This is a genomic window from Candidatus Photobacterium acropomis (genome assembly GCF_030685555.1).
Taxonomy (GTDB): domain Bacteria; phylum Pseudomonadota; class Gammaproteobacteria; order Enterobacterales; family Vibrionaceae; genus Photobacterium; species Photobacterium lucens.
Map to the genome: position 1 here is coordinate 2,200,005 of NZ_CP131609.1, position 26,527 is coordinate 2,226,531.

Annotated in this window: 23 protein-coding genes, 1 pseudogene and 1 riboswitch; of the genes and pseudogenes, 12 read left to right on the forward strand and 12 right to left on the reverse strand. The window is 36.8% G+C overall.

Annotated elements, in window-relative coordinates:
• Positions 1 to 132 precede the first annotated feature (132 nt).
• Positions 133 to 1,878 (forward strand): DNA repair helicase RadD, encoded by a 1,746-nt coding sequence (radD, locus tag Q7657_RS17055; RefSeq protein ID WP_107166641.1) that lies wholly within the window; start codon positions 133 to 135, stop codon positions 1,876 to 1,878.
• Between the two features lie 219 nt (positions 1,879 to 2,097).
• Here the strand turns inward: radD and Q7657_RS17060 are convergent, their stop codons facing one another.
• Positions 2,098 to 2,463 carry a cupin domain-containing protein gene (locus Q7657_RS17060; protein WP_107166659.1) on the reverse strand — a complete coding sequence of 122 codons (366 nt, stop codon included), beginning with the start codon at positions 2,461 to 2,463 and terminating at the stop codon, positions 2,098 to 2,100.
• A 312-nt stretch (positions 2,464 to 2,775) separates the two neighbouring features.
• Between Q7657_RS17060 and Q7657_RS17065 the strand changes: the two genes are divergently transcribed.
• The 6 genes from Q7657_RS17065 (at position 2,776) to Q7657_RS17090 (ending at position 9,225) form a co-directional block, all read left to right on the forward strand.
• Complete coding sequence (locus Q7657_RS17065; protein WP_107166642.1) at positions 2,776 to 3,489, forward strand: hypothetical protein; 714 nt, start codon at positions 2,776 to 2,778, stop codon at positions 3,487 to 3,489.
• A 565-nt stretch (positions 3,490 to 4,054) separates the two neighbouring features.
• Positions 4,055 to 6,097: a hypothetical protein gene (locus tag Q7657_RS17070; protein ID WP_107166643.1), complete on the forward strand. Its 2,043-nt coding sequence runs from the start codon at positions 4,055 to 4,057 to the stop codon at positions 6,095 to 6,097.
• An 88-nt stretch (positions 6,098 to 6,185) separates the two neighbouring features.
• Entirely contained in the window at positions 6,186 to 6,899 is a 714-nt protein-coding gene (locus Q7657_RS17075; protein WP_107166644.1) for a hypothetical protein, read from the forward strand.
• 11 nt (positions 6,900 to 6,910) lie between these two features.
• On the forward strand, positions 6,911 to 7,648 hold the full coding sequence (locus tag Q7657_RS17080) for a hypothetical protein (RefSeq protein WP_146146415.1): 738 nt from the start codon (positions 6,911 to 6,913) through the stop codon (positions 7,646 to 7,648).
• 41 nt (positions 7,649 to 7,689) lie between these two features.
• Entirely contained in the window at positions 7,690 to 8,409 is a 720-nt protein-coding gene (locus Q7657_RS17085; protein ID WP_107166646.1) for a hypothetical protein, read from the forward strand.
• A gap of 87 nt (positions 8,410 to 8,496) precedes the next feature.
• Positions 8,497 to 9,225: a hypothetical protein gene (locus Q7657_RS17090; RefSeq protein WP_107166647.1), complete on the forward strand. Its 729-nt coding sequence runs from the start codon at positions 8,497 to 8,499 to the stop codon at positions 9,223 to 9,225.
• A gap of 212 nt (positions 9,226 to 9,437) precedes the next feature.
• Here the strand turns inward: Q7657_RS17090 and Q7657_RS17095 are convergent, their stop codons facing one another.
• Both Q7657_RS17095 and Q7657_RS17100 read right to left on the reverse strand, forming a co-directional pair.
• On the reverse strand, positions 9,438 to 9,785 hold the full coding sequence (locus Q7657_RS17095) for a hypothetical protein (protein WP_107166648.1): 348 nt from the start codon (positions 9,783 to 9,785) through the stop codon (positions 9,438 to 9,440).
• A gap of 153 nt (positions 9,786 to 9,938) precedes the next feature.
• Positions 9,939 to 10,166 carry an amphi-Trp domain-containing protein gene (locus Q7657_RS17100; RefSeq protein ID WP_107166649.1) on the reverse strand — a complete coding sequence of 76 codons (228 nt, stop codon included), beginning with the start codon at positions 10,164 to 10,166 and terminating at the stop codon, positions 9,939 to 9,941.
• Positions 10,167 to 10,489: 323 nt separating this feature from the next.
• On the opposite strand from Q7657_RS17100, the gene gss reads away from it, so the two are divergent.
• Positions 10,490 to 12,370, forward strand: a complete 1,881-nt coding sequence (gene gss / locus Q7657_RS17105) for a bifunctional glutathionylspermidine amidase/synthase (protein ID WP_107166650.1) — start codon at positions 10,490 to 10,492, stop codon at positions 12,368 to 12,370.
• A gap of 98 nt (positions 12,371 to 12,468) precedes the next feature.
• On the opposite strand, the gene Q7657_RS17110 is transcribed toward gss, so the two are convergent.
• Positions 12,469 to 14,604, reverse strand: a complete 2,136-nt coding sequence (locus Q7657_RS17110) for a TonB-dependent hemoglobin/transferrin/lactoferrin family receptor (protein ID WP_107166651.1) — start codon at positions 14,602 to 14,604, stop codon at positions 12,469 to 12,471.
• A gap of 380 nt (positions 14,605 to 14,984) precedes the next feature.
• On the opposite strand from Q7657_RS17110, the gene rplY reads away from it, so the two are divergent.
• Complete coding sequence (gene rplY / locus Q7657_RS17115; protein WP_053989617.1) at positions 14,985 to 15,263, forward strand: 50S ribosomal protein L25; 279 nt, start codon at positions 14,985 to 14,987, stop codon at positions 15,261 to 15,263.
• An 80-nt stretch (positions 15,264 to 15,343) separates the two neighbouring features.
• Here rplY and Q7657_RS17120 read toward each other — a convergent pair whose 3' ends face one another.
• Together Q7657_RS17120 and Q7657_RS17125 are read right to left on the reverse strand one after the other, a co-directional pair.
• A complete protein-coding gene (locus Q7657_RS17120; protein WP_237458962.1) occupies positions 15,344 to 15,487 on the reverse strand; it encodes a hypothetical protein in 144 nt (47 codons plus the stop codon).
• A gap of 12 nt (positions 15,488 to 15,499) precedes the next feature.
• A pseudogene (locus tag Q7657_RS17125) lies at positions 15,500 to 15,607 on the reverse strand (DUF1289 domain-containing protein); the annotation flags it as partial.
• A gap of 268 nt (positions 15,608 to 15,875) precedes the next feature.
• Here Q7657_RS17125 and Q7657_RS17130 point away from each other — a divergent pair.
• Positions 15,876 to 16,193: a hypothetical protein gene (locus Q7657_RS17130; protein ID WP_107166652.1), complete on the forward strand. Its 318-nt coding sequence runs from the start codon at positions 15,876 to 15,878 to the stop codon at positions 16,191 to 16,193.
• A gap of 77 nt (positions 16,194 to 16,270) precedes the next feature.
• On the opposite strand, the gene Q7657_RS17135 is transcribed toward Q7657_RS17130, so the two are convergent.
• From Q7657_RS17135 to Q7657_RS17145, 3 genes are all read right to left on the reverse strand, one after another.
• A complete protein-coding gene (locus tag Q7657_RS17135; protein ID WP_053989615.1) occupies positions 16,271 to 16,801 on the reverse strand; it encodes a YqhA family protein in 531 nt (176 codons plus the stop codon).
• A gap of 93 nt (positions 16,802 to 16,894) precedes the next feature.
• Complete coding sequence (locus tag Q7657_RS17140) at positions 16,895 to 19,279, reverse strand: DNA polymerase II (RefSeq protein WP_107166653.1); 2,385 nt, start codon at positions 19,277 to 19,279, stop codon at positions 16,895 to 16,897.
• Between the two features lie 43 nt (positions 19,280 to 19,322).
• On the reverse strand, positions 19,323 to 20,093 hold the full coding sequence (locus tag Q7657_RS17145) for a hypothetical protein (protein WP_107166654.1): 771 nt from the start codon (positions 20,091 to 20,093) through the stop codon (positions 19,323 to 19,325).
• A 241-nt stretch (positions 20,094 to 20,334) separates the two neighbouring features.
• Here Q7657_RS17145 and Q7657_RS17150 point away from each other — a divergent pair, with 241 nt between their 5' ends.
• A complete protein-coding gene (locus Q7657_RS17150) occupies positions 20,335 to 20,661 on the forward strand; it encodes an HI1450 family dsDNA-mimic protein (protein WP_053989612.1) in 327 nt (108 codons plus the stop codon).
• Positions 20,662 to 20,775: 114 nt separating this feature from the next.
• On the opposite strand, the gene emrD is transcribed toward Q7657_RS17150, so the two are convergent.
• The 3 genes from emrD to Q7657_RS17165 all read right to left on the reverse strand — a co-directional run bounded on the left by emrD (position 20,776) and on the right by Q7657_RS17165 (position 24,476).
• Positions 20,776 to 21,990, reverse strand: coding sequence for a multidrug efflux MFS transporter EmrD (gene emrD, locus Q7657_RS17155; protein WP_107166510.1), 1,215 nt, complete (start codon positions 21,988 to 21,990; stop codon positions 20,776 to 20,778).
• A 338-nt stretch (positions 21,991 to 22,328) separates the two neighbouring features.
• A complete protein-coding gene (locus Q7657_RS17160) occupies positions 22,329 to 22,928 on the reverse strand; it encodes a GTP cyclohydrolase II (RefSeq protein WP_008987204.1) in 600 nt (199 codons plus the stop codon).
• 270 nt (positions 22,929 to 23,198) lie between these two features.
• Complete coding sequence (locus Q7657_RS17165) at positions 23,199 to 24,476, reverse strand: alpha/beta fold hydrolase (protein ID WP_107166512.1); 1,278 nt, start codon at positions 24,474 to 24,476, stop codon at positions 23,199 to 23,201.
• Positions 24,477 to 24,701: 225 nt separating this feature from the next.
• Here Q7657_RS17165 and Q7657_RS17170 point away from each other — a divergent pair, with 225 nt between their 5' ends.
• Positions 24,702 to 26,195, forward strand: a complete 1,494-nt coding sequence (locus Q7657_RS17170; protein WP_258178279.1) for an EAL domain-containing protein — start codon at positions 24,702 to 24,704, stop codon at positions 26,193 to 26,195.
• Between the two features lie 159 nt (positions 26,196 to 26,354).
• A riboswitch (Fluoride riboswitch) is annotated at positions 26,355 to 26,425 on the forward strand.
• Positions 26,426 to 26,527: the final 102 nt, after the last annotated feature.

Consider the following 26,527-nt stretch of genomic DNA (forward strand, 5'->3'; position numbering starts at 1 on the left):
AGTTACTAAACACTACTAGATAGAGGCAAAACACTGCATTTAGCGACACGTTCTCACCATCAATGAAAGGCTTTGCCAAACCACTGGTTAAATGTACACTAGTCAGGTTTTTAGCTAATCCAGTACCGTGTTATGTATACTCTTCGTCCTTATCAACAAGATAGCGTCAATGCCACTCTTCATTACTTTCGCAAGCACAATACCCCTGCGGTACTAACATTACCGACAGGTGCAGGTAAAAGCCTCGTAGTAGCTGAACTTGCCCGTATAGCTCGTGGTCGTGTATTGGTGTTAACCCACGTTAAAGAGCTGGTGGAGCAAAACCATGCCAAGTACGAAAGTTATGGCTTAAAAGCAGCGATTTTCTCAGCAGGATTAGGACGAAAAGAAACCGACCAACAAGTGGTCTTTGCTTCGGTACAATCTATGGCAAATAGCTTAGATAAATTCAAAGAGCAATTTTCACTGCTGGTTATTGATGAATGTCACCGTGTTCCCGACGATGAAAATAGCGCGTATCGCAAGGTCATCAAGCACGTTCAAGAAGTAAACCCAAACATTAAGATCCTTGGCTTAACAGCTACACCTTATCGTTTAGGTATGGGATGGATTTACAAATACCATACTCGTGGCCAAGTGCGTACCGAGCAAGATCGCTTCTTCCGTGACTGTATTTTTGAATTGCCAATCCGCTATTTATTAGACGAAGGCTTTTTAACCGAGCCTAAAATCATGGATATGGCCGTACTTGGCTATGATTTTTCATCGCTAACGCCCTCTTCGACAGGACACTATAAAGAAGCCGATTTAGATAGCGTGATTGAGAAATCAGGGCGTGCGACACCGATGATCATCGAACAAGTCATCGACTACGCCAAAGATCGTAAAGGCGTGATGATATTCGCTTCAACCGTCAATCATGCCCAAGAAATCATGGGTTATCTGGCTGGCGAAAATGCCGCTTTAGTGATTGGTGATACCAGCATTGAAGAGCGTGATCGCATCATCAACGATTTCAAAGATCAGAAAATCAAATACCTTGTTAACGTATCAGTATTAACCACAGGCTTTGATGCGCCCCATGTCGATTTAATTGCCATTTTGCGCCCAACAGAATCTATCAGCCTATATCAACAGATTGTTGGTCGAGGCTTACGTCTATCCGAAGGCAAAGAAGATTGTTTAGTGCTTGAATATGCTGGCAACTGTTACGACTTATACCAACCTGAAGTTGGTGATCCTAAACCTAATAGTGAAAGTGAAGTCGTCATGGTGCCATGCCCTGCTTGCGGCTTTAAAAACAGCTTTTGGGGAAAACTCGATCCAGCAGGATTCTTAGTTGAGCATTATGGTCGTCGTTGCCAAGGCTATTTTGAAGACGATGAAACAGGTGAACGTGAAGAATGCGGTTATCGTTTCCGCGCTAAATACTGCGAAGAATGTGGTGCTGATAATGATATCTCCGCCAGACGTTGCCACCAGTGTGACGCTGTCATGGTCGATCCTGATAAAAAGCTTCGTGATGCGTTAAAGCTAAAAGATGCCATGATAATGAAATGTACCGACATGCGTTTAGAGCCGGGTAAAAACAAGTTTGATAAACCGCAGCTTAAAGTGGTGTATATCGGTGATGAAGGTAATGAAATAAATGAAGTGTGGACGCTTTCGAATAAAACCCAAAAACAAGAATTTCTAAAGCGTTTTATTAATCCCCATTTAGTGGATCGTCATCGCCCATTTACTGATACCGCTCCAACCAAGGTTGCCAATAACGAACACCGTTTACGTCCACCAGAGATAGTCATCGCTCGCAAGAATGGTCGATTCTGGGCAATTCGAGATAAGTTGTTCGATTTAGATCAGTATGAGAAAAACTAAACTACAATCGATTAGCTGTACGAAATCGTACAGCTAACATGCTAGTAATTAAACTTACAACTGGACAAAGTCGTTTTCAGAAGCTGAATATTAGCAACCCAGCACAAGTTAATATCTAACAAAGTCGCCTAGTTTAGTACCGTTAATTCCTCAAGAGCTTGGTTCAGAAACTGTCACTTGCACTTCTCACTTAAAAAGGCACGTTGCCCCCATTAGCCATCATATCCATTCCTGATCACTGAACTCGACAGTTTCTTTTGACTTAATAGAGCCAGTATGAGCGGTGCTAGCAGGCTCTACCATTAAGAAATGGGTTTCCTCATCAGCCACCGGGCAATGCTCTACACCTTTGGGTACAACATAGAGTTCACCGGGATTTAAACTAACGGAACCATCCCTAAACTTAAGCGTTAATTTACCTTTAAAAACAATAAATAACTCATCTTCATTATCATGAGAATGCCAAATTAACTCCCCTTTACCCTTCGCTATTTTTACAAGCTGACCATTTGACTGAGCAATTACTTTAGGAGTCCACTTTTCAGTGAATAAAGAAAATTTTTGTTCAATATTAATCTTGTTCATGTTCTCTCCTTGATGCATAACAACTATATTAATAACAATTCTTAACTTAATATCCCCAAAACACGGATATATTAAGATAGTCATAGTTAATCTATTAAATTAATCATAACGTTAATTACAATTTTTCTTTCTCTAGATAGAAATAAATAACTCAAGATACTAAATAGAATGCATAATCAACTAAGTTATTGCTTAACCAATCTTTTAGTAAAATAACAGCTATAAAATATCAGAAAAATTAATAATTTAAATTAACGCTTTTAAAAATCAAGTTCTAGAATGCTTTAATATGATTCTATAGGAGCATTAATTATGAATAAAAAAACCAGATTTTTCTTATCGTTATTTTTAATTACCTTATCTACATTCAGTATTGCTGGCAAGAATTTAACGCTAGAAATAGATAAAATAAAAGAACAAGATATAACCTCTATTCTCCCAATATTAATAGGGAATGATGAAGAGACAACCATCTCAGATACGATATTTACCAATGAAAAGATAGTCTTAGATAAACCTATTTCTCTGCATGAAGCTCGACAGAATTTAAAAGAAGTTATTAGCAACTATATAAAGAAAACCAAAAAAATAGTACGCGATATAAAAGATGGCACTATACCAATGCCAAATGATGAGATAAAAAGTAAAGTCATGAGCAATCTGAAAAATAATGATTCATTTCTAAAAAGAACACTCACATCAGTTGATTCTAACGAAGTATCTGAAAGGTATAAGCTGTATACGACCAAATTTAAGGGGAATACCGTCATCATTAGCCAAACAGCAATATTTGAAGGTGAACTTGATATTCAACTTGTTATGTCAGATCCAGATAATATTATTAACAATAGCCTTAAGTTAAATGGGGGTATTAAAAGAGCTAGCGTCGAGAACATTAGGGGTATTATTCGTGATTTATTAACCAATGAGCCTTCAGTCAAAACCGTATCAGCGCATGTGATATCACCCACCCTAGAGTCAAATTACCGAAGAGTAGGATTTAAAGATGAATTACCATGCAATTAAGGCTTTGATTTAAAGCAAAATATTTCAATATAAAGAACAGAATATATTTAATACATGTTTGATCATATTTATTCTTAATATGATCATCGTGCATTTTATTTAAATAAAATATCTTAAAAACCCCAATAATTATTGGAATCAATATCACAATTTAATAATGTGATATTTGTTATATAGTCTTAAATAAGCCGAAATATTTAGAATTAAAAATCTATTACTCAATTTTTCATTAATACAGTACAAAAAAGAGCCCTTCATCATCGCCTCACAACCAGTAAAAAATAATCAAATTAAGCAGATAGCTTTAGTGGTTCTTATATGTATCATTAATATACCTCAAAAAATAATAAAATATTTATTGAACAATTCAAAAGAAAAACAACAATATTAATAAATGCAATCGATTTCAAATACAAATTAATTTATAAATCAACAATAATTTATTTATCATCCATACTTAAAACATAAAATTACAAATGAAATATAAAGTTATTTTTAATGAAAAAATTAACACTTCTAAAAATTTCAATCTAGTATCATTATAAATACATTAGGAGGTATTAACATGGTTAAAAAATACAACAAGGTATTGGCTGCAATATTTCTAGCTAATACTTTTAATACAACAGTTAATGCACAAGAATTTTTTCAAATTAACGGCACTTGTAAAGTTCCTGAACTAGAAATGGAGTTAAGGAATTTCCAAGATGATATTGCTGATGTATATAAAATTGAATATATCGCTTCTCAACCTAAGAACTTTGAAAAAAATGTAAATGAAAAATTACCAAATTTTGAGTCAGGTGTAGCAGAGTTTGCGAATAAATTTGCTGCTGCGATCAGCCTTTCCGTTGGAGGATTCGATCTAATTGAAGGTATTGAAACAGGTAACACTGATAAAACAACAGAAGGTATAGTTACGATAAGTTCTTACGTTGCACCTGAAATCGCCGGAGAAGTCATTGGTACTTTATTTTCACAATCTATCGCTGAAGCAGTAAACCCTGTTACAGCAGTAATCGTTGCTGAAGCTCTTGCAATTAATCAAGACATAAAATTAGCATCGAAGGTCAATCAGATGATCGAAGCTGATCATAACCTAATGAAAGTATACAAAAATTCAATAAAAAAAACTGACCAACAGTTAGACAAATTAAGAAAAATTATCGTTGGTAACTATGATCAAATATATAATTATGAATATGACGATTTTGGAGAAATTACAGTAAAACTTCATAAAAATAGTTTTGAGACACTTAGTAACCGTTTAATGAACGATTACTTTACAAAGCGTATTCAATACCGTTTTAAAAAATATAATATAAAACCTCTTATAACCTATCCTGACCCTAAAATTGGAAGATATAGAGGTATCAGTTCAATTACTGGACGGCTAGAATGGGTGGCGAATGAAATCGATCTTACATATTTTACTGTTAAAAAGTTTGTACCTTACGATAATGAGATCTATGTACAGTTAAATAATGTTAATTGGACAGCATATCAAGATGGTGTTTATGCCATCTACAAATCTAAAGCCTTTTGGAATGCCTTTAATCATGCTTTTGTCTGGGTTTACAATACCTTATATCCTGTTCTTAATGTTATTGTGGATAAAATCTATGATGATCACACACAGATTATGAATGATTTTAAGACAATACTAACAGATACCAGTTTTCTAAATGGTATCCAAAACTCTATGATAGCACCATATAATAAAGCAATTACAAAATACGTTGCTTGGCAAGAGTTTGGCTACCAAGTACTTAACACCTTAGATTACAGCGATGCTAAAACAACTGAAGCAATTGCTGACATGGTAAATACACTCAGCCCTATCATAGGTTCGGTTGTCGAAATTCCATTAGTCAAAAGAATTTCAAATGACGTTAACCTAGCACCACAGGTCTTTACAATTACCAAGTTATTTATAGACCAAAATATTGATATTACTGACAACGATAAGTTTATGGAAATATTAAATAAATGGTTTAACTCTGGTGGAAGTGATATTTCTCATGATGTTTATAATAAGATGGTTAAAGCTCGTAAAACAGCCGCTGAAAAATATACAAAGAAACTAGTTTCAAAATCTGACATTACTTTAGTACCAATTAACCAAACTAAGTTAAATGCTTTACTAAAAAAAATAGATGAAAACATAAAAAATGGAAACCTAAAAAAGAAGATTAACAAAGAACTTAAAAAACAACTTTCTTTAAAACTTCCATTTGGTGATAATAATTATAATACCTCATACAGAATGCTAGATCTTGCTCAACGTGCAAGTTCAATTCAGAATAATTACTTTAAAGTTGTTGTTGATAATATTAATCGTACAATATCAGAAATTAAAACAAGTAAAGATGAGATGTTCGCGGCAACACGTATCAGTGAGCTGCGTGAACGCTTAATTGCCATACATAAAAATCATGATAATGTAAATTATGCCTCAACTGAAAATCACAAATATACTAAAGCTAATTTTGACTGGTTGACATTTAGTAGTACACCATACGTAGAAACAGAACATCAAGCGCTATTGTCATTTCTTGATGCTTTGCTTAAAGATACTATAGAGCGCGGTAAAAAAAAGAAAACTTAGCATACTATACATTTATTAATTAAGAACATGATTTATTAAATATAACTATCATTAATTATAATATTTTAATACAGCTAAGGTATTTTATATGATCGCCAGGTTTCTATTAAAAAATTTTTTATATCTTATATTATTAATTCCCACCTTATTACAGGCAGCTAGTGACTTAGAATTAGATATAAGTAAGTTATCACCAGAAAGCCTTACCGAAATGCCCCCAGTATTAATAGGCAAGAATGGAGAAAAGATCATTTCTGATATTAATTTTACTAATGAAAAAGTTTTGCTTAATAAAATACCTTCAGAAAATGAAGCTCGTAGGTTACTAACAGCAACTGTTGATAAATATATATCAAAATCTAACGTTATCATAAATAAAATTATGAATAACATTATTGAAATTCCTAATCAAGTAACGAAAAGTAAAATAGTACATAAACTAAAATTGAATAATTCTTTTCTAAGAAAGATTTTTAATGATCTTTATTCAAAAAAAATTGATATGGAGAGCGTTTTCTATGTTACAAAATTCAATAATGAGGCCGTTGTTATTACACAGGCAGAGTTAATTGGCAGTGAACTACATATAGAGTTTGTCATGTCAAACCCTGATAATATTTTAAATACAGTCTTAAATAATGAAGGTGCGATAAAGAGAGCTAGCGTTGAAAACATTAGGAGTATTGGACGTGATGTTATATCTAATAATCCGGTAATAAAAAAATTGAAATCTTATGTAGTATCACCAACATTAGAAGCTAATTATCGAAGATTGGGATTCACTGAGTTTACTTGTCTATAATGGTAATGAATATGAAAACAAAGTTTTTTAATCATCTTTATTTGCTTTTTATACTGTCACTTTTTCCAGTATTTGCTTTTGCTAATGGCAAAACACTAATACTTGATATAAAAATAGTATCAGATCAAGATATCTCAACCATTATGCCATTGGTAATAGATAAAAATGGTTCGAAAACAATTTCTGATGTGTCATTTACCAATGAAATAGTGACATTAGATAAACCTTTATCTGAAAGCGAGCCTAAACGTCTTTTAAAAAAGATACTTAACGATCATATAAATAGAACTTCAAGTATTTTAAATGGCATTGATAATGGTAACATTTCTATTCAAAACCCAACATTGAAAAAACATATAAGAACAACATTAAAAGCAAATAATTACTTTTTGCAAAGTTCTTATGATGATTTTCAGTCCGACGTTATTGACTCAGACGTGAAATACTACCTTACAAAATATCAAGATAATACTGTTATTATTACGCGAACAGATAGCGGTATACCAAGTGCAGATTATGACACACTTGATATCAATCTGGTGATGTCGAATCCAGACAACATACTTAAAAATAATTTATCTATGGAGGGAGGAATTAAAAGAGCCAGTGTAGAAAACATAAGAAATATAATACGTGATTTAAAAGAAAATAGTTCCTCTGTCGGTAAAGTTGAAGCCTATGTTGTCTCCCCTATTTTAGAATCAAATTTAAGACGTATAGGATTTCAACATGTTCAGCAGGGATGTTAATTTTTACAACTTTATACTGTGTTTAATAAATTGGTGAGAAAATGTTGAGATACAACTATAAAATATTTTCATATTTAATGATGTTTTTATTCTCTATGGAAAGTTTTGCTATAGATGAAGTACTTGACTTAAAATTAAGCTCTTTATCAGAAAATGATATTGCTTTGATATACCCAGTTATTATTGATAGCAATGCTGATAAAATAATTTCAACAACACCCTTCAGTAATGACGTGATTTTTTTACATCATGTTGAAGCAGAATCCCCGGCAAGGAAAGAGTTAAAAAGTATATTGGGTTCATATATTAAGAGAACAAAAGCATTATTAAACAACATAAAAAAGAAAAAAATTTTTATAGAAAACATAGCACTTAGAAATGAAATTAAATCGACTTTAAAAACAAATAAAGTATTCATGGAAGCTGCATACGAGGATTTTAAATATGATCAAATCAACACTCAAGTTAGATATTACACGACAAAGTATAACAATAAACCTGTTGTTATTACACGTTCTATAGATACATTAGACACACTTGATATTGATTTAGTCATGTCAAACCCTGACAACATCATTGACACTAGACTAAATCGAACTGGCGCAATAAAACGTGCTAGTGTTGAAAATGTCAGAAGTATCGCCAGAGATATACGTTCTAATCATCCATCAATTAGACATTTGTCTGCTTATGTAAAGTCACCGATTTTAGAAGAAAATTATAGAAGAATGGGGTTTGAAACATCATTATATTGTAATTGAACGCCTAACAGACAAATATTAATTACTCAAAATATAAGTATGTGAAGAGAATATACTTACACACATCAATGAGAATGAGTAAACATTATGATCAAATTTTTTAAATACTTTTTAGTAATATTATCTTTTATTCCCTCACTATGTTTTGCAGTATACGATTCTTTGTTTCTAGAACTCGCTAAGGTTCAAGAAGAAAGTATTCAACCAATAAATCCGATAACATTAGATAATAATAGTGATAGAATTATTTCGGACAAGCTATTTATTAGTGAGAAGGTTTCATTAGATAAACCAAACGAACAAAGTGAATTGCGAAGAATGTTAAAAACTAAATTAAAGTCTTATATTAAAACAAATAAAGAGTTAATAAACAAAATTAATAGTGGAGAAATCGTCATACCTGATGATGATTTAAAATTTGATACAAAGCATGATCTTACTAACAATCAACGCTTTTTAGAATCATCATATGAAGATTTCACTGAAAATAAAATAGAAGGTAATATTAATTATTACCTTACTAATGTTAATGATGAAAATGTAATAATTTCAAGAACAGAAATAGAAGAAAATTTGAAAGGCGTTAAAACACTTGAAGTAGATCTTGTTATGTCAAATCCAGATAACATTTTAAAAAATAGATTAAATCTACAAGGCGCAGTGAAAAGAGCCAGTGTGGATAATATTAGAAGCATTATTAGAGATATACGAACCAATAACCCGACAATAAAAAAAGTGGTCGCGTATGTTATTTCTCCCATACTAGAATCAAATTATAGAAGAATGGGATTTGAAACTAGCTTTTGCTATGACTAAATATCTGGATATTAAACAAATTACCATATCTACCATGCCAGCAAGATAAGATGAGAAAGCCAGTAAACTTAGCAGCCATACTTTGGCTATATTTTTATTTACGGTAACCCCTATTTAATAAAGTGATCATAAAACGCTAAATGACGCTACCACTTGAGATTTTTTGATAGCGTGACAGCGTTTTATCCACGTTTGTTCTTACTTAAACAGCGTTAGCTTTTATTCGGTGTAAAGCATGTCATCCCCTCTGGATTTTTCATTAGGGTTTCACAACTTGCTGTCGATAGCTCTTTTAAGCAGGTTAAAGCCTCTGAATAATCGTCGGACGCTTTTGGAATGTAGTTATGATAGTTCGTGCGCATCTTGGCACATTTCTGATCAAATGCGTGAAACAATAAAGTCTTTGCTTGTTCTGTAACCTGTTGTTTGGCTTCTAGGTGGGTAATGGTACATCGTTTTACATTTTCACACATTGCTGTGATGGCAGAATCCATCTCATCTTCTGCATGAGCCGATAAAGCACCAAAAAGAACAGCACAAATAAACGCATATCTAGCCATGTGTAGCCTCTGACATCTGGTTTAATAACTACAGTGTAGACGCTGATGGTTTTTACTCGCAGGATTCAATATCGTTCGAAGATAAAAACATGCCCTATTATTGATACCTTGCCACTTAAAGCATGAGATCGGTAACAGAGCATGTTAAGTGGGTTATTTCTCATTACGCCATTTGATTTGGAATTCGATTTCTTCTTCATCCCCTTCGCGCTCATGCTCAATACTGTATTCTGCACGAACAGGCACATAAATGCGCTCACCTGCAATTTGAATGTCAAAGCGAGTGCCATTTTCTACCGCATCAGCAAGACGACGTAACTTGACTGCAAACTCAGCATTTGAGTATTGCTTTTCGATATCTCTTTCTTGTTTTTCTGTCATAGTTATTTTCCTTAAAAGAATATTTTAGTCTGTATTTCATAACATCAATGAGTACTATGCAACTAATTTAACCAAACATTCAATTTATTGAATTTTCACTTCATTTCTTTATTTAGCATTGCAGCCCGTAACGCTGAGTTTTACAATGTTAAAGACCTTTATCATCATTCTCCCCTGATGCGAAAGCATATCTTATTGCGCTTTTCATAGCGCCACATCATCGGTCGTAAAAGGTTTCACTCTTTATTACTCGGCAAAGGCTACCTATATGCCTCTTATTAGCGATCGCCTTTGTTTGTTTACATACAGTTAGGCGACAAGTTATGAACACAGATGATCACGAAAATAACGCTCCTTTTGGTACCTTACTTGGTTATGCGCCCGGTGGTATTGCCATTTATTCTTCCGATTACAGCACCATAGACGAAGAAGAATATGCCGATGATTCTGCCATGCGTAGCTACATTCATGGCGAGTACATGGGGTATAAATGGCAGTGTGTTGAGTTTGCTCGTCGATTTCTTTATATCAATTACGGCTTGGTGTTTACCGATGTGGGTATGGCTTATGAAATCTTCTCGTTACGTTTCTTACGCCAAGTAGTGAACGATAAAATCTTGCCTTTCTATGCGTTTGCTAATGGTGCGCGTCAGGCTCCTACTGCGGGCGCACTGTTGATTTGGCAAAAAGGCGGTGAGTTTCAAGAGACAGGACACGTTGCAGTCATTACCCAAATTGAAGGTAATAAGGTGAAAATTGCCGAGCAGAATGTCACTTTTGCACCATTACCATTAGGACAGCAATGGACAAGAGAATTAACCTTACATATCAGTGATGGTTGCTACACCATTGAAGATACATTTGATGATACCGAGATCCTAGGTTGGATGGCTTATGATGTCGCTCCCCTCGAATGTTTACCTCAACCGTCACCCACCCCTGAATTGTTAAAAATCCAATGTGCTTATCGTGAGAATAAAGCGCAATTCTCTACACCTTGGTTAAATGAAACCGATCAGTTAGAACGTACTTATCTTCAATCCAACCCGACCAAGTTGCTTAACGATAATATTTATCGCTACTTCACGATTTCAGAAAGTGCCGAGCAAGAACTGGCTAAAGCCACCAATGAACTTCACTTAATGTATTTGCATGCCACTGATAAAGTGCTGCAAGACGATAGCCTGCTTGAACTGTTTGATATTCCAAAGATCTTGTGGCCTCGCCTACGGTTATCTTGGCAGCAACACCGCCACAGCATGTTAACAGGCCGATTAGATTTCTGTATGGATGAAAATGGGCTAAAGGTTTATGAATACAATGCAGATTCTGCCTCTTGCCATACAGAAGCGTGTTTGATCATTCAAAAGTGGGCAGAACAAGGCGGTGATATTACGGAAAATAGCCCTGCCGAAGATCTGCTTAATGAACTGGCAAGTGTTTGGAAATACAGCCAAGCCTATAACTTTGTTCATATTATGCAAGATGATGATGCTGAGGAAGATTACCACGCACTGTTTATGCAAAAAGCGTTAACCCTTGCAGGTATTGATAGCAAAATCATTAAAGGATTAGACGATGTCCACTGGAATGAAATGGGACAAATCGTTGATGATGATAACCGTTTAATTCACTGTGTATGGAAAACATGGGCATGGGAAACTGCTATCGAACAAGTTCGTGAAGTCAGTTGTGCTGAATATGCCGCAGTGCCGATCCATACCGGTTATCCTGATACCAAAGTGCGTTTGATTGATGTATTGCTGCGCCCTGAGATCAAAGTCTTTGAACCGCTATGGACGGTGATCCCAAGTAATAAAGCGATCTTACCCGTGTTATGGTCACTGTTCCCTCATCACCATTATCTGCTTGATACTGACTTTGACGTAACCGATGAATTACGCCAAAGCGGTTATGCGATAAAACCGATTGCGGGACGTTGTGGCAGTAACATTGATCTGGTTAATCACAATCAAGCGCTATTGGATAAAACGGACGGTAACTTTAGCGATCAAAAGAACATCTATCAGCAATTATGGTGTTTGCCTAACGTTGAAAATAAATATCTACAACTTTGTACGTTTACTGTTGATGGTAATTACGGTGGCGTGTGTTTACGTTCTGACAATTCACTAGTGATTAAAAAAGACAGCGACATTGAGCCTTTGATTGTGTTGGCAGATAGTGCGTTTTTAAAACGTTAATGAATAGCCCCGTTTACTAATAAAAAACCGCATAGTTAACATTAGTCAAACTATGCGGTTTATTAAGGTGCTAACCCTAAGCGATTAAAAACAATCGATTAAAAATCGTATTTCACATTTACACCAAAGTTACGACCCGGTTGAGTACGACGCTCTAAACCATCAGTGGTTGGTTTCGCCCCTTTTAGATCTTGGTACTGCCAGTATTTCTTATCCAATGCATTAAATAGACCCGCACGAACCGTTAAGTCTTTAACTGGACGAGCATAAGTCGTTAAGTCGACCACGGTGTAACCAGCTGCGTTTACATTGTCTTTTTCGTTCCACTCATCCTTTGCGCCAACCATAGTGACATCAATCGCACTACCCCATGTTTCCTCTGGTGAGTCATAACCCACAGAAACAACTGACGTTAGTGGTGCAATAGAGTCCAACTTTCTCCCTGTTTGTTTATCTTCACCATTCATGTAGGCAACAGAGGCTTTAGCATAAGTCCCCATCGGTGCTGCAATCACTTCATCTAGCCATAATTTAGCGCCTAACTCAGCGCCGTAGATTTTTGCTTCTTCAACGTTTTCATTAATAATGTAATCAATGTTGTTAACGTTATTTTTCGTTTCTTGAATGAAGTTTTTATAGTCGTTGTAGTAAGCGGCAACATGCAGTTCACCAATACGACCATTAGCTCGTAGACCTACTTCGTATGAGTTACTTTCTTCCGGCTTCAGATCAGGATTTGCATCGATGATATAACCACGTGATGCGTTGTTCTTCGCATAGTACATCTCATATAAAGATGGCGCTCGGAATCCTTGGCTGTACTGTGCGTAAGTGCTTAAATTATCAGTAAAATGATAAACACCACCTAAACGCATAGTAAAGGCATCACTGTTATGATCTTTAAAGCCTGATGATGCTTCTGGTTTTGCTTCAAACTCGTCATAACGCACACCAGCGGTGATCACCGCTTTATCATCAAGTAAATAGATTTGATCTTGTACGAATACCGCACGTTTTTCAGACTTCGACTTAGGCACTTCTTCAGAGCCCGGCTTAGATGTATTACGATCTAAGAAGTAATCGGTGTAATTAATATCAAATGAATCGTTAATCAAGCTCACACCGTAAGTGAGGTTATGTGTGCTAGTGTCAAACTCAAGTGCTTTAGCAAATTGTGCATCAAACTGGGTACTGCTCTCTTTACCTGAACGGTATCGGTCACGGTAACCAAACATATCGGTATGATCGTAGTTATTGTGCGCTGTTTTACGCTCTTGCCAGCTCAATTGCCATTTCAAGCTATCAAATACAACATTATCAGCTTGCCATTGGTGCTCAAAGCCAAAACGCTTACGACTATCGTCATCGTTACCGCTCGTACGAGTATAAGTAAAGCCCGGCATCACGCTATAACCATCACGTGATGGAATCGCCCCTTCGGCACTACGTGTGAAATATTCACCAGTCAAACCAATACGGTGATTATCGTTGATCTGATAGAACGCTTTCGCTAACACGTTGTGGGAATGAATATCTTGTGGATCTGCTGACTGACGGTGAATGCCTTTGCTCTTATCATGCGTGTTATACGCATCAGTTTCATGACCGTCTCGGTAAGTATAAATCACCATGGTTTCCAGATCGCCAGTACGGTTAGCAGCCTCAAAACCTGCTTTATATTGTCCATTAGCACTGGCATAACCTGACGTTACACCAACATGGGTATCATCACCGTCAAGTAACATATCTTCAGGATTTTTGGTACGAAATAAAACCGTACCACCCAGTGCATCACTACCGTATAAAGTTGAAGATGGACCTTTATTCACCTCAATTGCGGTTAACGTATCAACTTCATAGTTATTGCTGTTCATACGCATAGCCTCAGCACCTGGATTGTAAGAAGCCATTTGCTCTACACCATCCACCATCACTTTGACTCGACTACCACTCATACCACGAATAGTAATATCTTCCATACCAAAGCGGCCTCGCCCATTAACGGAAACACCCGGCTCATATTTCAATGCCTGTTTCACATCTGTGGCTAAATTATTTTCAATCTCTTCTGCGGTGACTTTAGCAATTGAAGCCGGCACATTTTTAATGCTCTCTTCAGAGCGAGTACCGGTGACAACAACTTCATCAAATTGAGACACATCACTTGAGGCGAAAACGGAAGGTGAAAATGCGGCCAAAAGTGAACTGGCGATAAGTGTTAACTGCTTGTTCATATATCCCTACTACACTACTTATTTCTAATAATTACGTAATCAAACCAAATATTACAAAACGTAACGATAATTACTATCATTTAGATTTGCAATTGTTTTTCGCTATTTATCAGAAAATTAGTTGTTCGAGATTTCATAACGTGAAGAAATACGAAGGAATACTGACCAAAAAAAAGATTTACTCATAAGTGTTCAATACTCAAATTATGTGCAAACAATGAGCAAATAAATCACGAATACTGCGACTAATTAATTAACGTTATTTTTCAGTTTAATATGCTTGATAAAACACAATATGACTGTTAATATCCGCGCTCGTTTTACGACACTAAGTAAGGTCGCATTACTTAGTGAATTATTTATCTCAAAGAGAATTTATTATGAAATTTAACGCAGTAGTACGTACTGACCTAGGTAAAGGTGCGAGCCGCCGCCTACGTTCTGAAGGTCTTTTCCCTGGTATCGTTTACGGTGGTGAAGCAGCTCCTGTTTCTATCACTCTTAAGCACAGCGATATCATCAACCAAATGGACAAGCCTGAGTTCTACGAAGGTTTCGTACTAGTAATCGACGGTCAAGAAGTTAAAGTTAAGCCTCAAGACATCCAACGTCACCCGTTCAAGCCAAAAGTTGAACACATGGACTTCAAACGCATCTAATTGCGAGTTCATAATTATTTTTTAAAAAGCACTCTTCGGAGTGCTTTTTTTCTACCTATCGCATGGCTATCTCTTAGTAATTAGAAGAGCGGCTGTTGCGGATCTTCTTCAATTCCTTGTCGCTTTTCCAATTCCTGTTGCACTTTAGCACGATGACGTCGTCGTACTTGCTGTTCACGTCGACGACAAATATCAAGTACCTGATGCTTTTGATCATCAGTCATTTGCAGCCAGTAAAGACGCTCTTGCCTACTGCGATAACACCCTTTGCAGTATCCCCTATTGTTAACTTCACATATCCGCTTACAGGGACTTGGAATATCAAAAAAATCTTTCTGCTCCATATATCCCCATCAAAACTAAACCCAGACAAACCACTTTATTTGAGAATAATAGATCATCATGATTTATGCTTTTCTTTAGTGAAATATGAAAGCAAAAGTTTACTAAATGGTTAATTTGGTTTTATTTTTATGAAAAATTAGCCTGCTATATCAGTTGATTTCATTGCCTCAACTCTGCTAAGGTTATTCGAGTTGTCACGGTTGATAACTAACTATTTACATTTATATCTATAATTCAGTGAATTAAGGTATATCAGAGGAGGGAACCATGGATTTTTTTGTACCATCGGCAACAGACCTTGAGCAAGCAAAAACAGTTTATTCATCTATTGCTGCGCATGTATCAGCGCCAGTTCCTAATGATGATAAGCGAGTAAGTAAGCTTGTATGGTCGCATGAAGGCACAGTTTGCATTGCTGAAGTTGGACAGCAGCCACCTGAAATTTTCCGTGCACCAGAAGAGATCCTTGCTATTTTTGAATGTGGTGATGTTTACAAGATCTGTACCCAAAATCGTGGTGTGATTAATTTCGATCCTATTCTTGCTAATACGAAAGATGTATCTAAAGTCGAATACTTTAAATAATCTTATTCATTAGCTAAAAAAACGCACTCAATGAGTGCGTTTTTTATTATTTGATAAAAGCAATAATCAAACGAAAATTACTCTTTCTCTTCAATGCGATCTTCTGACTCTTCCGCAAGGTTTAAAAACTTCAAACCTAAGCTCAAAAGTAATATTGATACAGGTAAAATTAAGATCTTCCAATCGAGATGATCAAAATTAACCAATACTGCTTCTAAGAACTTCACAAAAAGAATGATCACAATCACTTCTGCTAATACATTCTTTAAGTGACCAATGTTAGGGGTTTTAATCCACCCTAATACATTTTCTTTGTCAGCATCGGCCGGCTTTTTGTTAGAAATGAAAAGCGTAAAAACGCCGTGAGCAAAAATGAATAAGACAAAGGCAATTAAGAAGGTATCAAGCGATTTGATCAGATAGTAGGTCGCGATATCTGCGGTATCTAAATGCGCCAAGCTGTTATGTGGGATCTTATTTAAAAATACCACCGCAAAAGCGGTATAGGTTTTCATTGCACCAACAATAAACAGCAGCAGTGATCCCAAAGTCGAACAAATAATGGCTAACCAGCCAATGTAACGAAACGCGTTAAATGTTTTTTTCATAGCAAATGTTATCTAAAAATTTTTCAATATTATAAGGAATTATCTATTAAACAGATAATATCTTTTAACAATAAAATTAGATAATAAACGCGCTTAAAACAAACCCAATTGTGGTGCAGTGATATCATCGAAGTACTTACCAATAAATGGCAAGATCCCATCAGCAACGGGTTTTAACTGTTTATCAATGTAATGATTGTAATCAATTGGGCTTTGACGATATTCACTCGGCTCTGCCCCTGAAGTAGTAAACACGTACTCAATTGTACCTTTGTTTTGATACTGTTTTGGACGACCCAATTTTACGTTCATTTCATCGGCTAAACGGGCTGCACGTACTTGTGGTGGAATGTTCTTCTGATAATCAGCAAGGTTACGTCGTAACCTTTTACGATAAATCAACTGTTCATCAAACTCCCCTGCCAATGTACGCTGGGTGTATTCGCGAATGTAATCATCAACAGGCTGATCGTGGAATACCATTTGATATAACGACTGCTGAAAATGCTGGGCTAGCGGCGTCCAGTCGGTACGTACAGTTTCTAAACCTTTAAATACGATTTCTTCTTTATCACCACGCCATACTAAACCAGCATAACGCTTTTTACTGCCCGTTTCCTGTCCACGAATAGTCGGCATAAGGAACTTGTGATAATGGGTTTCGTACTCAATTTCTAATGCCGATGTTAATCCGTATTCGTCGCAAAGATGATCAGTCCACCACTGGTTAATATACTCAACCAAATCATTGCCTATCTGATCTGCCTCTTGCTTTGAATGGGCTTTTTTAAGCGAAACAAAGGTTGAATCGGTATCACCGTAAATCACTTCATAACCTTTGGCTTCAATCAATTCACGTGTAAGTTTCATGATTTCATGACCACGCATGGTAATAGATGATGCTAAACGGTGATCAAAGAAACGACACCCCGAAGAGCCCAGCACACCATAAAACGAGTTCATGATGATCTTAATCGCTTGTGAGAACGCCTTTTCACCATCTCGCTTGGCTTGATCCCGTGCCGCCCACAACTCTTCAATCATCTTGGGTAAGAAGTGTTTCGTTCGGTGGAATCGCCCACCACGAAAACCACTAATCGCTTGATCGTCAGCTTTGCCCTCTTGCAAGGTTAAACCTTCCACCAGCCCCATTGGATCGATACGAAAGGAACGAATAATGGATGGATATAGCGATTTGAAATCTAAAACGAGTACCGAGTCATATAAACCCGGCTTAGAATCCATGACATATCCACCGGGGCTTGCAATCCAGTTATCACTGATCAAGTTCGGTGCAATATAGCCAGCACGATGTAATTGCGGCATATAAAGATTAGTAAAAGCAGCAACAGAACCACCCACACGATCAAGCTCAACCCCCGTTAAGCGGCAACGTTCGATAGCAAAATCAAGTAAGTGGGTATGATCAAAAATGCGTGTCACCAACTCACAGTCTTGTAAGTTGTATTTGGCAAGTGAGAGCTTATCGTGACGGAACATATTATTAATTTCCGCCATACGATCATGAACGTTATGAATGGCTTTACCTTCGCCTAATAATTCTTGAGAAACAGACTCTAACGACCACGAACGGAAGTTATAGGTCGCAGTTTTTAGGGTATCAATACCATCCATCACCACTCGACCGGGAATAGTAATAAACCCTTGGTTCGGATTTTGCGATGATGGTCGGTAATGGGGTGTTTGTCGTCCACGTCCGATGCGTAGATTAACTTTATTCCACTCGGCACGATGTAACAGTAAACGAAAATCGAAATCAATAACATTCCAACCGATGATCACATCAGGATCAAATGCGGTAAACCAAGACTCTAATGCTTGTAGTAACACCTTTTCATCATCAACCCACTCAATCACTAGGTTATCGGAATCTTGATAATCATCAGGGGCTTGCCCTACCATGATCACTCGACTATCCGCTTCGCTATGTAAGCCCACAGAGTAAAGTATACCCTTCTCTGAACATTCGATATCCAGCGAAACCACGCTTAACTTAGGCACATAATCGGCAGGTTTTACTTTGGTATTCGTCACCTCGGTATAGCCTAACTTGGTTTTGTGATCGCCAGTAAAAACTAAACCACCACGAACAAAACGCTCCATTAAAAAACGATCGGCTAAACGAATATCAGACTCAAAGACATCAATATATTCCTCAGCGAGTGCTTTGGTTGCACTAAAACCGTCACGGATAGTTTGGGTATAACAGGCGGAAATAGCATGATGCTGAAAGGTTTTTAACGGCAGATCGTTAAAACGCGCAGAGATATTGGCTTTTGCTAACAGTTGTTGTGCTTGTGCTCTTTGCTCTGTTCGAACAAAAAAGACCGGATTATCACCTACGATAGACAAACGATGTGGCCCTTGCTCTGTTTTTACCCAGAGTATGATTTCCGTTTGCCCTTTAATATCACGACTTTGGCGAGTGAGTACAAAACCCGTTGTTAACGACTGCAAATAAAACCTCGATTACCTTTTTCTATTCAACCTAGCTTGCTGTTTACCCGATTTTCTTTTCGATTTTTTCAAACTCAGCCACAATCCATTGACCAAATTGTTCAATTAAAAAGAGTGATGCCCTTTTTGGCACTTGCGGCCCATGAATTAAGATCTGAATGCGTTCGATTTCTACTGCTTTTTCTGGATAGAAATGAAGGAAGTAATCAGCGCATTGTTGTTCGCTATAAGCAAGGCTCGATGTGCGATGAGCCACCAGCATAAAGCTACTGCGTAACATCTTCTTACCTACTATACGGCACAGTGCGTTATATTCAGTGACACTTTTGGTTGCCATGATTTTTTGACGACAATCAGCCAGTACTGCTTTTATATCGCCATTAAAGGCTTTGGCTATTTCCCAACTTGGCTCAAACAAACCAAACTTGCTCGCCAAATCCTCACCGTATAAACATACGCTACAATGCTTAAGCCAAAATCCCCATTTGAAAATGGAACTCAGAGTCATGACATCATCGAGAGTAACAACGCAGATATCAACACGTGGCACAACATCATAACGATACGCAATATGTTCACACAACGTGGCGACTGTACGCTTTTCTAATGCCGTCAATTCACAGTTAACAACCATAGTCAGATTAATATCGGACTCTCCCACCGTGGCACAACGTGCTGCCACACTACCATTTAAATAAATACTGTGTATTTGCTGAGGTAAATCGGCTTGTAATTGCTTTACCAATGTTAGCAATACCGGCATATAAGGCGCTTGGAATGGCGTAGATTGATCAAGTATTGGTAGTGTTTTCATTACAAATACATACTCGTAAACAGCGTGAAACGTACAATAGCAGCAATAACAAATCGCAATAACGGCTTAATTCTTTATGCTTCATCTGCTTATATACTATCAAAGCCCGTCAACTAATAGTAAAAACGCTTAATCGGTGTTTTTCTGATAAATTTTCGTTCAAATCATCATAGTCATCGCATCTTATCTCGGTTTCAGTATAATCAGCAGTTCTTACACACCAAGAGACAGATCTAAATCTATGGAAACTCAAAACCTGATTTCTTACGATGACGTTATCGAAGCGGCATACGATATTTTCTTAGAAATGGCGCAAGATAACCTAGAGCCAGCAGACGTATTACTATTTACTGCTCAATTCGATGATCGCGGCGCAGCTGAAATTGTTGAAACTCGTGATGACTGGGCTGAGCACACAGGTTTTGATGTTGATGGAGAACTTTACGCTGAAGTGATCATTGGTCTTGTTAACGAAGAAAATGACGAACTAGACGACATTTTTGCTCGTATGCTGATCAGCCGTGATCCTGAGAACAAAGGCTGTCACATCCTATGGAAACGCGACTAATCTCGTAGCCATAACCACTGTGTCATAGTCACAGCACAGATACAAAAAAGGCGGTATCAACTTCCTAATAAAGGAAAGTGATACCGCCTTTTGTTTATTGGCTTAAAACATGTTTTAGTTTGCCAATATGCTGCTATCTTGACGTTCACTATGACGGATCCATAGCAAACTAAAGACTACAATCAATGCCATCACTGACAATACTGCACCTAGGTTAAACTGATCTTGTGCGCCCATTGCAGAAGCAGCTAATGTCGCTAAACCAGCCCCTAAGTTTTGTAAGCCACCTAATACAGCACCAGCGGTACCAGCATGGTGTGGGAACGGTTGAATCGCTAATGTTGTCGCTGCTGGGAATAAAACACCGGCCCCGATGAAGTAAACAAATGCCCCACCGATTAAGCTAGTTACGGTCACTAATCCTTCCATACCAGGAATAATGATTGTTACTGCACCTGCCAGTAATGCAAACATGCCAAGGAATAAAACACGGTTAGTCCCTAGGCGTTTAATTAAGATATTAGAGCCCCAAGAACCCAATAAATAACCCGGTAATGGCAGAATAAATAGCCAACTGACTGTGCTTGGATCAAGTTTTAATACGCTACCCAGTAATACACCAGCCGATGCTTCAAAGGTAGCAACCCCTGCAAACGTCGCAATTAAGCACACGACATAACCTTGGAAACGACGATTTGTTAGTACATGACGATAACTTACCCACACTCGCTCATTGCGACGATTTTCAATAGGTAATGTTTCACCAAATGAACGCATTAATGCCACAGTAACAAGTGCGCCAAACACCAATAGGTAAACATAAATCGATTCCCAACCTAGATGCTCAGATAAATAGCCACCTAATACAGGTGCAATTAATGGTGAGAAAATCACCCCCATGCTCACAAGGCTGTTTACTTTATGGAGATCTGCACCATCGTAGCAGTCACGGGTCACAGTACGGCTCATAGCACCGCTCGTACCTGTACCCATACCTTGAATAAAGCTTGCTAATAATAAGATTTCAAAGCTAGGTGCAAGTAACGCGATCACAGTACCAATAAGGAAAATCACCATGCCTGAGATCATCACAGGACGTCGACCAATACGATCCGATAATGGACCATAAACAAACTGTGACAAACCGTATGGGATCAAATACGCTGCCATTACCGCTTGTAAATAAGACGCTTTAACACCAAAGAATGTTGCCATTTCAGGGATCGCTGGCACATACATCGTTTGTGTCATTTGCCCTACAGCAATAAAGATAATGAGCAAAAATAGGAACTTGCCCATACTAGAAGACGATTGCTTAACCACAACCATTACCCTCAGACAGAATAATATCTCGTAAAAGATTCGAAAATAAAAAAACGAACCGATAAAAAGAATAAAATTCTAATTTAAAAGCAAACCACGAAAACAACGTTCGATATTTACCCTTATATTAGAATCTATGCCTAAAAAAGACACGAGATGTTAATCCTCTACTTGCATTTAAACAAGCAGATATTGCAACAATTAGCACGAAATAATTTTAATTTTGGATTAGATTTTCTAATGCTGAGAATTTACTGTTGATTACTGACATATTCATTCAGAAACAAAAAAGCCCTGATTCTATACAGGGCCTCTATTATTAGCATGGGAGGTAATAGTCAGAATTAACTTTCAAAGTTAAAGCGGTGATGACCATGACTTGCTTTAGTCTTTAGGTAGCTTTCGTTACCGTCTTTAACATGTGCTTTAGTACCAACAACTTCCACGATGTTAATGCCGTTCTCGCTAAGTTCACGGATTTTTTTCGGGTTATTGGTAACAAGGCGAATATCCGTTAAACCTAAAGCTTTAAGCATTTGGGCCGCTTCACCAAATTCACGTAAATCATCACCAAAACCTAGATGATTATTCGCTTCATAAGTATTCATACCTTCACTTTGAAGCTTATAAGCATCAATTTTATTGTAAAGACCAATACCACGACCTTCTTGGCGAAGATAAAGAATAATACCGCCTAACTCACCCATTTTTTCGATGGTTTCATCAAGCTGCTCACCACAATCACAACGTGATGAGTGAAAAACATCGCCAGTTAAACATTCAGAATGCATACGCACTAATGGCGCAGATGTTTTATCAGCATCTTTGAAAATCACTGCAACGTGTTCTTTACCAGACTCAAGCCCATTGAACGAAAGCAAATCTGCAGGAATATTGCTTTTTAGACCAACTTTAAAAGGCACTCTCGCCCTAACATTTACCATATTCTTCCTAAGCATTTTGCTAATACTCAATCATAAGAGCTTTGATTGCTTATGATGACTATCGTCGTTGTTTCTTGTTTCGCAGATAATAGCGAAAATTATCATCTGACAACAGCACTGCGCATTCAAACAGAAAATATTACGTTATATATTCCTGAAAAAGATCACTAATACACCGTTTTTAAGATAACGAGATTGAATTAAACAATAGCCACTGCCTTTTTGTTATATTATAACATATTTAATAACCTAGCAATCAACTCAACTAATTTAGATTTGATCTGCAAGTTTCATCAGCTTAGGTAAAATCACCTCACCTGCTGCACCTAGACCATTATGCTCATACTCATTAGTGATCCACACTTTTACAGAATTCATTGATGCCAACGTTTGGCAGCTTAAGTCATATTCAACATACATATCATCCACATAAACAGCAGCAACAACTGGGACTGTATTGTTCGCAAGTTGCTCTGCATCATAAAGCGCAGGCCAATCTGTTTTGGCTGCAAGTATGTCAGCAGCACCTTTAAGTGGTGTTAAACACTCTAATTGCTCAAACATCCATGAATAAACCATTTCACCAGTGAACATAAATGGTTGGTCTTTGCTGTAGTTAAACGCTGGATATTCTCTACGGACTCGCTCTGCTGACCAATTAGACGCTTGATGTTGGCAGTAAATTGATTCGTGCAAAATTGCATAAATAGGATTGGTTTGGTAGCTCTGCTCTACAAGCATCTGTTGTAAGAAGCTATAGCTCAATACTGGTTTTCCATTGACCTCAATAAACGCTTCATCAAGCACGTAATACATCGCCAAATCACCGCCACTACGGCCTAAATTAATTCCCCATAACTGGAATTGTTCAACTGTAAAACGCTGACCATTAGGTAAACGAACATCATTATTTAATAGGTGTTCTGCAATCTTGATACATTGCTCTTGAGCGGCAGGGAAACGTTTAAAGAAAGCAGCGTTCTTACCCGTTACACGTTTATAAGTAGCGCGATAAACCTCATCTGCATGACCTGTGATAGGTGGGATCCCACCCGTTAGATACGCACGAATTAACGATTGAGGGTAAAAAGACAAATAATGCAACGAGCAGAAACCACCAAAACTCTGGCCTAAAATCGACCATTGTTTAATACCCAAAGCTTCACGAATAAACTCAGCATCTCGGACAATGCTATCAGCTCGGAAATGGGTTAAATATTGTGCTTGTTGCTCTGGCGTTTTCACGGCCAATGTTTGATGTGTAATTGGTGTACTTTTCCCTGTACCACGCTGATCTAACAACAATACACGATACTTGGTTAAGGCTTGTTTTAACCAACCTGAATTACCTGCAGGACGTGGAGATGGAAACCCAGGACCACCTTGAAAATAAACTAACCACGGTAAATCCGCATTCTGATTCTTTTGATGAACAACTTCACGAGCAAATACTTTAATTTTTTCACCATCAGTAACGTTATGATCTAATGGAATAAAAAAACAATGAGATTTGAATAATAAATCATCATACTTAAATAGCTCTTGCATTTGCTCTCCTAATAAAAAACGAGTAAAAGATAAAATATATTTAACGGATAGTTGTTTATACGTTAAAAAATGCATCTAACAACAGTTTATCGCTAATAAAATATTCACCAGCAGAATTTGAATTTGAAACACATTCCTAACTCAAATAGAATACCCGCAATTTTGATACCCAGTCATTTTAAATTTATGAATAACACCTTATGGCTTCGTTGGCGACTGCCCCTAATGATTTTTGTATTAGGGACTCTACTCATTTATCTGGTGCAAGGTTTTATAAAATACGCATTATTTGAGCATGATCTTAGCCATCGAATTAACATACCATTAGATGTTAATGATGCAAATGCGATTCTTATCAGTACGGCGATCAATAATTTAGTGCCTGATTTATCAATGACATGCTCTGATGATGATATCGATGCGCTGCGCCTTACAAATGACACTTCAACTAATATTCAATTTTTGCAGTTAGTTACTACTGATAGAAGTTGTTCTATTTATGGCCATGTTGCACCTGTTAGTGATGATAGCCATGCAAGCCATAAAATAACGGTTGGAAATTTAACCATTTCCCCCTACACCAATAGCCGCGTAAAAGTGGTCCGTCATTTTACCAATGGCAGCTATGTATTAGCTGTATCTGAACCATTTAGCCAACTGTTATATAATAATCAGACCAACAAGCATAATATTGCTGTCTACCTAATCTATAAAGATCAGCATATTCATTTACAAAGTAAAAAGAGTAAAAAGGAAACTTATCAGCTATTTCAAAAGCCGCTTACTCACGATTTTTTACTTCAAGTTTATGCAACGAAAAAAGGAATTAATGATGTTACAAAACCAGATTCTGTATTAGTTAACACTTCTTTATTACTGTTATTAGCCGTATTCTGTTTATTACTAGGTATTAAAAACACCCACCATAAAACAGTAAAAAATATGATTGAATCAGGGATCCATAAAAAAGAATTCATCCCTTACTATCAACCAATTATTAACTCCGTTTCTGGCGAGATCATCGGTTGTGAAACCCTGCTTCGTTGGCATAAATCTAACGGTGAAATCATACCGCCAAATGCTTTTATTGATATTGCTGAAAAAAATAAACAAATCTATGAAATTACCGATCTACTGATTGAACAAGTCACTGCTGATATTGCCAGTTTAAAAGACCTTAATGATCAGTTTTATGCCAGCATTAACGTACCGCCGCATCAGTTAGAAAATCAAACCTTTGCGACCAAACTGTTGCAAAAGTTATCTGAGCATGACATGCCGAATCACCGTCTAGCGATTGAAGTAACAGAAAGAACCCCTTTTACTGACCTCGAATCAGCGAAAAGTGTTATGCAACGTCTTATTGATAATGATATTTCCATTAAATTAGATGACGCAGGCACAGGTTTTGGAGGCTTTAGTTACTTACAAGAACTGCCAATTAATACTCTTAAAATTGATAAAATGTTTATCGATACCATTGGTACGTGTGACGTTAAAGCTAACATCCTAAATGCCATTATCACCTTCGGTAAGAAGGCTAATCTCATCATGATTGCAGAGGGTGTTGAAAGTCTGGATCAGGTTGAGTATTTACGTAAACAAGGTGTCTTCCTTATTCAAGGCTTTGTTTATGCTAAACCAATGCCATTTAAAGATTTCCAACAATTTATCAATACTTGTATTAAATCTAATAATAACTGTCTTGCTTGCAAGTGATTAATTGTAATTGCAAATAAGATATCTTCTCATTCAAAGATTCCAGTTTTGGAATCTTTCTTTTTTTATTTAAATGAAGCACATAATAAAAAAAGGCGTATATTAAAAATATCAACGAAGTAGATATATTTATCACTAACCGTTTGCCATAAAGAATTATTTATGGCGGGAGATGATGTTCCTCCTTTAACCGCCTTTTCAAATAAAAGGATAATGACGTCTAACAACATTCGGCTTTAAATAGTCGAGGACCGTGTATTTGTTTAAATGGATATTTTACAGTTCAAGTTAGAATTGTACTAATTTATGCATTCGTCGCGTTGTTATTTCAT